1 protein-coding gene is annotated in these 1,383 nt (G+C 41.6%); it reads right to left on the bottom strand.

Annotation, left to right across the window (positions count from 1 at the left end; all coding sequences use genetic code 11):
- Positions 1-1,102: 1,102 nt before the first annotated feature.
- Positions 1,103-1,383 (bottom strand): hypothetical protein (locus Q0212_RS07795; RefSeq protein WP_297924230.1); only part of this gene is annotated, 281 nt, incomplete at its 5' end.

Below are 1,383 nucleotides of genomic sequence, written 5' to 3'. Positions count from 1 at the left end.
GACTGGAGTTCAGACGTGTGCTCTTCCGATCTCACTTGGTCACCTAAACGTGCACCAGGTGGAATGTACAATTCTTGGGTTTCATTACGTTTTTGGAATTCTTTGCTGGCTAATTCTTCATAAGCACTTAAACGCGCCTTGCTCTTGGCTTGACGTGCTTTAGGATTTTGTTGTACCCATTCAGATTCACGTTTTAAGGCTTTGTAGTGAGCTTCTTCTTGGCGTTGTTCACTTTCTAAACGAGCTTCTTTTTGCTCTAACCAAGAAGAATAATTTCCTTGATACGGAATACCATGACCACGGTCAAGTTCTAAAATCCATTCGGCGACATTGTCTAAGAAGTAACGGTCGTGGGTAATCGCCACAATCGTGCCTGCAAACTCTTTTAAGAAACGCTCTAACCATGCCACAGACTCAGCATCTAAATGGTTGGTTGGTTCGTCTAATAACAACATATCAGGTTTAGACAACAACAAACGACACAAAGCCACACGACGACGCTCACCACCTGATAATTTGGTAACATCGGCATCCCATGCAGGTAAACGTAAGGCATCAGCCGCTTGTTCGAGTTGGTTATCTAAGTTGTGGGCATCCCATGCTTGAATAATGCCTTCTAACTTTTCTTGTTCGGCTGCCAACTTATCAAAATCGGCATCTTCCATGGCATATTCAGCAAAAACTTCATCTAAACGGCGTAAGGCATCAACTGCTTCACGAACACCATCTTCAACATTACCACGCACATCTTTGGTGGGGTCGAGTTGTGGCTCTTGTGCCAAATAACCGACTTTAATGCCTGCTTGAGCGCGTGCTTCGCCCTGATAGTCTTTGTCAACGCCTGCCATAATGCGTAATAAAGTTGATTTACCCGCACCATTTAAACCGAGTACACCAATCTTTGCACCAGGGAAGAAGGATAAAGAAATATCCTTTAAAATTTCACGCTTCGGAGGAACAATCTTCGAAACGCGATTCATGGTATAAATATATTGCGCCATAATGATTAATCATAAGAGTCCAAGATGGCGGCGATTATAGCGCAGTTTACTTTAAACAATATGAACTATGATGAAAAAGAAAGCGTAAGTTTTTTCTAAATTTATTGCCCAATTAACTGTCGTAACTGTGTTTCTAGTTCGCGTGTTTTTTCGCGCTCATGGAGTAAAGCTTGGCTTTTGTCATCAAGTATATGTTTACTATCAGTCAATGGTTTAGAAATGTCGTCCATAATATCATCGGTATAGGCGTTGAGCTTGGCGTGTAATTCGCGCTCTACTTGATAACGAATGCTGCCTGCTTCCTTGTTAGCACTTAATAAACGTGCCTGTAATTCAGCTTCATTAGAACCTGAAAATATACTAAATACAAAAGATATGATGG

Origin of the sequence: uncultured Agitococcus sp., from assembly GCF_937920075.1 — a bacterium.
Taxonomy (GTDB): Bacteria; Pseudomonadota; Gammaproteobacteria; order Pseudomonadales; family Moraxellaceae; genus Agitococcus.
Note: the sequence above shows the minus strand (reverse complement) of the source record. Positions and strands in the feature narration are given on the sequence as shown.